This window comes from Anaerobranca gottschalkii DSM 13577, from assembly GCF_900111575.1.
GTDB classification, from domain to species: Bacteria; Bacillota; Proteinivoracia; order Proteinivoracales; family Proteinivoracaceae; genus Anaerobranca; species Anaerobranca gottschalkii.
The window spans coordinates 1-7,003 of record NZ_FOIF01000080.1 but is presented as its reverse complement, the minus strand read 5'-3'; the positions used below and the strand labels follow the sequence as shown (position 1 = coordinate 7,003).

Annotated in this window: 7 protein-coding genes, 1 pseudogene and 1 riboswitch; all 8 genes and pseudogenes read left to right on the top strand. The window is 34.0% G+C overall.

Annotated elements, in window-relative coordinates:
* Positions 1-267, top strand: a pseudogene (locus tag BMX60_RS11295) (UPF0236 family protein); the annotation flags it as partial.
* Positions 268-468: 201 nt separating this feature from the next.
* Positions 469-654 carry a hypothetical protein gene (locus tag BMX60_RS11290; RefSeq protein WP_091351544.1) on the top strand — a complete coding sequence of 62 codons (186 nt, stop codon included), beginning with the start codon at positions 469-471 and terminating at the stop codon, positions 652-654.
* A gap of 98 nt (positions 655-752) precedes the next feature.
* On the top strand, positions 753-1,712 hold the full coding sequence (pfkA, locus tag BMX60_RS11285; RefSeq protein WP_091351543.1) for a 6-phosphofructokinase: 960 nt from the start codon (positions 753-755) through the stop codon (positions 1,710-1,712).
* Positions 1,713-1,723: 11 nt separating this feature from the next.
* Entirely contained in the window at positions 1,724-3,475 is a 1,752-nt protein-coding gene (pyk, locus tag BMX60_RS11280) for a pyruvate kinase (protein ID WP_091351542.1), read from the top strand.
* 60 nt (positions 3,476-3,535) lie between these two features.
* Positions 3,536-3,925, top strand: coding sequence for an FxsA family protein (locus tag BMX60_RS11275; protein WP_091351541.1), 390 nt, complete (start codon positions 3,536-3,538; stop codon positions 3,923-3,925).
* Positions 3,926-3,999: 74 nt separating this feature from the next.
* Positions 4,000-4,120, top strand: a riboswitch (SAM riboswitch).
* An 80-nt stretch (positions 4,121-4,200) separates the two neighbouring features.
* Complete coding sequence (locus tag BMX60_RS11270) at positions 4,201-5,196, top strand: methionine ABC transporter ATP-binding protein (protein WP_091351545.1); 996 nt, start codon at positions 4,201-4,203, stop codon at positions 5,194-5,196.
* Complete coding sequence (locus tag BMX60_RS11265; protein ID WP_091351540.1) at positions 5,197-5,847, top strand: methionine ABC transporter permease; 651 nt, start codon at positions 5,197-5,199, stop codon at positions 5,845-5,847.
* An 18-nt stretch (positions 5,848-5,865) separates the two neighbouring features.
* Positions 5,866-6,654, top strand: coding sequence for a MetQ/NlpA family ABC transporter substrate-binding protein (locus tag BMX60_RS11260; RefSeq protein ID WP_091351539.1), 789 nt, complete (start codon positions 5,866-5,868; stop codon positions 6,652-6,654).
* The last annotated feature ends 349 nt before the right edge of the window (positions 6,655-7,003 follow it).

Below are 7,003 nucleotides of genomic sequence, written 5' to 3'. Positions count from 1 at the left end.
CGACCAATGGGTTGGAGTCGTGAAGGACTGCGGGCAATGGCTGAGTTACGAGCATATTTAAGTAGTGGTGGCAAAATTACACTTAAACATTTAAAATCAGAAGCAAAGAAAAGCTATAGCCTGGAAAAAAATATTGTCCTAAAGATCAAAAATACCTATACCAAGGCACGTGAACTATTAAATAATGTACCTATATTAAGCAAAGGTAAAGTCATACCAATGTTTAAATGTTTGAAAGATATGCATAATGGAACATTTAATTTATAAACCAAAATAGAGTGGTCATCAATTTATAAATATCCTATAAAAAGTTGACACTATCAGAAAAAGGAGAGATATTAACAAGCCATCTTGGAAAAGATAAAATAAAGTAGTGAAGTATTAAAAGGTTATAGTAAAATAAGTAATAGGTTTATAATAAAAGATAATAGTAAAAAATAATGAAAGATGAAAGGTGGAAATATTGCAGTGTGGAAAGTAGTATATATAGCTAAAGATGAGATATTAGCAGAGAAAATAAAGGATAAGCTTTCCCAAGAAGGGTTCATGGTTCAACTGAGGGAATTATCAAAAAATAAGAAAGGGCAAGTTGAGATTTTGGTTCCTAGCTCTGAAGCGCCAGATGTGGTGGAATTTTTATCACATATTATCTAAAAGTACTTGAACTTCTTAATATAAATGCTAAAATATAAAAAGAAACATTTTAGTCCCTATGGGACAAAAAATGTCCAGGGGATAAGGAGGTAAGAATAATGAAAAGGATAGCAGTAATGACCAGTGGTGGCGATGCACCAGGTATGAATGCTGCTGTTAGAGCAGTGGTTAGAAAAGGTATTTTCCACGGTTTAGAGGTTTACGGAATTAAAAGAGGATATGCTGGTTTGATAAGTGGAGAATTTGAGCGAATGGAATTGAGTTCAGTGGCAGATATTATTCACAGAGGAGGAACAATTTTAAGAACTGCTAGATGCCCAGAATTCAAAAATCCTAAAGTTCAGCAAGAAGCAGCGGAACTTTTAAAGGCCAAAGGAATCGATGGAATCATTGTAATTGGTGGAGATGGTTCTTTTATGGGCGCTAAAGCCTTATCTAATCTAGGGATTCCTACCATTGGTATTCCAGGAACCATTGATAATGACATTCCATGCACAGATTATTGTATTGGTTTTGATACTGCAGTTAATACTGCCATTGATGCTATTAACAAAATAAGAGATACTGCTACATCCCATGAAAGAACCTTTGTTGTAGAAGTAATGGGCCGTGATGCAGGAGATATCGCTTTGGCAGCGGGTTTAGCTGGTGGAGCAGAATCTATTTTAATCCCAGAAATTGAGACTAACTTAGATGTGGTAATCCATAGACTTTTACAAGGTCAAAAAAGGGGTAAACTCCACAGTATCATTGTGGTAGCTGAAGGTGTTGCCAGTGGCTTTGAAATAGGTAAAATAATTGAAGAAAGAACTGGCTTTGATACTAGGGTTATCGTTTTAGGGCATATTCAAAGGGGAGGATCACCAACATCCTTTGATAGAATTCTAGCCAGCCGTTTAGCTGCTAAAGCTGTAGATTTGTTAATGGCTAATGAAGGTGGAAAAATGGTGGGGATTGTTAACAATAAAATTGTAGCCACAGATATTGATGAAGCTTTAAAACAAAAACATACCCTTGACAAAGAGATGTATGAATTAGCAAAAGTACTTTCAATTTAAGGAGGAAAATTATGAGAAGAACAAAGATTGTATGCACAATTGGGCCTGCCAGTGAATCACCAGAAATGTTGAAAAAACTAATTTTAGCTGGTATGAATGTTGCAAGGTTAAATTTTTCCCATGGCGATTATGAAGAACATGGGAAGAGAATTGCTACTATACGTCAAGTAGCAAAGGAATTAAATAAAAACGTCGCAATTTTATTAGATACAAAAGGACCTGAAATAAGGGTTAAGAAATTTGCCCAAGGAAAAATCCAATTAAATGAAGGAGATATCTTCACTTTAACAACAGAAGATATTTTAGGTGACCAAACTAAAGTAGCTATTACATACGAAGGGCTACCTAAAGATGTAAAGAAAGGTGATCGTATTTTATTAGATGACGGTTTAATTGCTTTAGAAGTTCTAGAAACTACTAATACAGATATTAAATGTAAAGTATTAAATGGCGGTCCTTTAAGTGATAAAAAAGGGGTAAATGTTCCTGGAGTTTCCGTTTCTCTACCAGCAATGTCTGAAAAAGACTTAAATGATATTAAGTTTGGAATTGAACAGGGAGTTGACTTTATCGCCGCTTCTTTCATCAGAAAAGCTTCCGATGTTTTAGCTATTCGTAGGGTTTTAGAAGAAAACAATAGTGATATCCATATTATTTCTAAAATTGAAAACCAAGAAGGATTAGATAATCTAGATGAAATACTAAAAGTAAGTGATGGTTTAATGGTTGCAAGGGGAGATTTAGGTGTAGAAATTCCCGTTGAAGAAGTGCCATTAGCTCAAAAATTAATGATAGAAAAATGTAATAAAGCTGGTAAACCTGTAATCACTGCAACCCAAATGCTTGATTCTATGATTAGAAATCCAAGACCAACTAGGGCAGAAGCTAGTGACGTTGCTAATGCTATTTTTGATGGAACCGATGCTATTATGCTTTCAGGGGAAACGGCAGCTGGTAAGTACCCTGAAGAAGCAGTAAAAACAATGGCACAAATTGCTGAAAGGGCAGAACAAGCTGTAAGATATGAAGAGATTTTAGGTAAAAAGACTTTTACTCCTAAAGCTTCTATTACAGATTCTATCAGTAGTGCAACATGTAATACTGCCCAAAGTTTAGGAGCTTCCGCAATAATCACTTCTACCCAATCAGGGTTTACTGCTAAAATGGTATCCAAGTATAGACCAAAATGCCCAATTATTGCAGTAACTCCCGATGAAAGGGTTGTAAGAAAATTAGTTTTATCTTGGGGAGTATTCCCTGTATTAGGCCAGCAAACAGATAACACTGATGATATGATAGCAGAAGCTATTAGAACTTCACTAGAACAGGGTTATATTAAAGACGGAGACTTAGTTGTTATAACTGCTGGAGTACCTGTTGGTATTGCTGGAACTACTAATCTTCTAAAAGTTCATGTTGTGGGAGATGTAATTGTAAAAGGAACAGGAATTGGTAATAATTCTGTTCAAGGAAAAGTTATTGTAGCTAAAACTGCAAAAGAATTAATTAATAAAAAAGGTCAAGGAGATATTTTAGTGACAAACGCTACTGACAGTGATTTAGTGCCTAATTTAGAAGGAATTAAAGCTATTGTCGCTGAAGAAGCTGGACTTACATCTACAACGGCAATTGTAGGACTTTCTAAAGGTATCCCAGTTGTTGTAGGAGCCAGTGGTGCTACATCATTGTTAAAAGATGGAGAAGAAGTAACAGTTGATCCTCAAAGGGGTTTAGTATACAGAGGTCATGCTACAGTAAAATAAAAAGAAAATGCTGGGGAATTGTGTACCCAGCATTTTTTATAAAGTCGAGGTGGTGAAAAAATGGCAAAATTAATTTTACTGTTCACCTTAGTTCCGTTAGTAGAACTATACCTTTTATTTAGGGTAGCAGAATACATTGGGGGAGGTACTACTGTTTTAATTGTCGCCCTTACAGGATTTTTAGGGGTAATTTTAGCTAAATACCAAGGGTTAAAGGTATTAAAAGATACCCTATTTGCTTTATCATCGGGACAAATGCCTGCCCACAATTTGTTAGATGGTTTATTTATTTTAATAGGAGGAGCTTTTTTATTAACCCCTGGTTTACTAACCGATGCTTTGGGATTTAGCCTACTATTTCCCATAACACGGAAAAAGTATAAAGAATATGCCATAAAAAAACTGCAAAGGATGATCCAATCAGGAAATATTTTTATATATAGAAGATAAAAATTTAATTTCCTTATTGACAATTTATCTTTATCATGGTAAAGTATTAAAAGTAAAAATTGAATATTAAAGCACTCTTATCCAGAGAGGTGGAGGGACTGGCCCAATGAAGCCCGGCAACCCGCTTTCCATTTTAAACATGGAAAGGTCAGCGGTGCCAATTCCTGCAGACAACAATTGTCTGACAGATAAGAGGATACGCTTTTTCCTGCGTGCCTCTTTCTGTTAAGAAAGGGGCATTTTTAATTATTTTTTTAGATGGAGAGTGGTTAATTGTGTTGGAAGTTAAAAACTTAAATAAAACTTACCCCAATGGTAAAGAGCGGATTCAGGCATTAAAAAATATTAACCTAAAGGTCGAAAAAGGGGAGATTTATGGGATTATCGGTTTAAGTGGTGCAGGCAAAAGTACATTAATTAGAACTTTAAATTTATTAGAACCACCAGATTCAGGAACAGTAGAGATTGATGGAAAAAATATAGTGAAATTTAAAGAAAAGGAGCTTAGAGAAATAAGAAGAGAAATAGGAATGATTTTTCAAAACTTTAATTTATTGTCTTCATTAACTGTTTATGAAAATGTGGAACTTCCCCTTAAAATAGCGAAAAAAAAGGATAGAAAAGATAGGGTGATGGATTTATTAAAACTTGTGGGATTAGAGGAAAAGGCTGAAAGTTATCCAAGCCAACTAAGTGGAGGACAAAAGCAACGGGTAGGTATTGCCAGAGCTTTAGCAAATAATCCCAAAATTCTCCTTTGTGATGAACCAACATCGGCTTTAGACCCAGTAACAACAAAATCTATTTTAAATTTGTTAAAGGAAATAAACCAAAAGTTTAGTTTAACAACAGTAATAATTACCCACGATATGGGTGTTATAAAAAATTTGTGTCATAAAGTGGCAGTGATCAGTGGGGGAGAGTTAGTAGAAAAGGGAGAAGTTTTTGAAGTTTTTACTAACCCCCAAAGTGATGCTACAAAAGAACTTTTATTAGAGGATCCTTTTGTTGAGCAAAAAGAATTATATGTAAGTAATGGAGTTAAATACTTGAACCTACAATTTAAAGGGGAAGAAGCTACTCAACCTATAATTAGTAGAGGGTTAAGGAAAGTTCAAGGGGTAGAATTAAACATTTTAAAGGGTTCTATAGAAGATATTAATAGCAAAAAATTTGGTAGACTACTGGTTGAACTAAAGGGTGAAGAAGGGCTTCAAGGGCAATTTCTAGAGTACTTAAAAGAAAATGAAGTGATGGTGGAGGTCTTGTAAATGGTGGATATATTATTAGAGGCTACATTACAAACTTTGTATATGGTCTTTGTTTCAGTATTTTTTGCCAGCTTAGCTGGAATACCATTAGGTTTAATTTTAGTAGTTACAGATGAAGGTCATATTTTAGAAAATCCCTATTTAAAAAATAGTTTATCTTTTATTATCAATATTTTAAGATCAGTCCCTTTTATTATTTTATTGGTAGCCATTATTCCTTTAACTAGATTAATTGTTGGGACAGCAATAGGTACAACTGCATCCATAGTACCTTTAACACTAGCTGCTACGCCTTTTGTAGCAAGGGTAACTGAAACGGCTTTAAAAGAGGTGCCTTGGGGAGTGGTAGAAGCAGGATTAGCTATGGGAGGAAGTAAATCCTATGTCCTATTTAAGATAATTTTAAGGGAGGGGAGGTCAGCATTAATTAGGGGGATTACCATAACTACCGTTAACCTTATCAGTTATTCCGCTATGGCTGGATTGGTTGGTGGCAAAGGGTTAGGTGATTTAGCAATAAGATATGGGTATCAAGGTAGAAATACCACTATTTTATATAGCACTGTATTGATTCTAGTTGTATTGGTACAAATAGTACAACATACAGGAAATTATCTAGCCAATAAATTCGATAAAACTAAAATAAATTAAGATATTGGAGGGATTTTTGTGAAAAAAGTTTTACTTTCAATTTTAGTTATATTAATCCTTGTATCTACTGGTTGTTCAACTTCTAAGGAAGACCAATTTAAAATTGGAGCTACTCAAGTTCCCCATTCTGAAATTCTCGAATTTATTAAACCTATCCTTGCTGAAAAAGGTGTTAATATAAAAATAATACCTTACAATGATTATGTACAACCCAACTTAAATCTTCACGATGGAGATATAGATGCTAATTATTTTCAACACTTACCTTATTTAACAAGATTTAACCAAGATAATGGTACAAAACTCGTCCCTGTCGTACCAGTACATTTAGAACCTATGGCAATATATTCAAAGAAAATTACAGATTTAAAGGAATTTCAAGGGGGAAAAGTAGGGGTCCCTAATGATGTGACAAACTTAGGAAGGGCTTTAGCCTTGCTTGAAAGTGCTGGAATTATTAAATTGGCAGATGGTGTTGGAGTAAGGGGTACAGTAGGAGATATAGTGGAAAATCCTTTGAATATTGAAATTGTAGAATTAGATGCTGCCCTTATAGCTAATATGCTCCCAGATTTAGAGATAGGTATAATCAATACCAATTATGCTTTATTAGCCAATTTAAATCCAGTTAAAGATGGATTGTTTATCGAAGAAGTTATCGGTAATCCTTATGCCAATATTTTAGTAGTTAAAGAGGGTATGGAAAATGATGAAAGGGTTAAGATCATCGCTGAAGTGTTAAACTCTCAAGAAGTTAGAGATTTTATTTTAGAAAAATATAAAGGTAGTGTTTTACCAGCTTTTTAAGGGGCTTGTCGGGAAATAGCTAATTTTACAATTTTAGCTCATGAATAAAAAGAACTCGCTAGTTGTGGGACTTTTTAGAAGTTAACCATAACTATTGAGTTCTTTTTTTATTAAAGAAATATTAATTTTGGGCATGACAAATAAAAGTAGCTAATTTTATTGGTGGATTTATTTTTAAGCTGCTACTTCTGAAGTTTTTCCTTCAAATTCTTTTATTTGACCTGTTATAAATTTGTGATATTTGTTGATGTTTCGACCAAATAAATAAAGCATAAGTTCTTTATAAACTTTTTCAGTTGATCGATGGTTAAAACGTCTAAATTTATCATTTTCTTTCATGTCCCCAAAA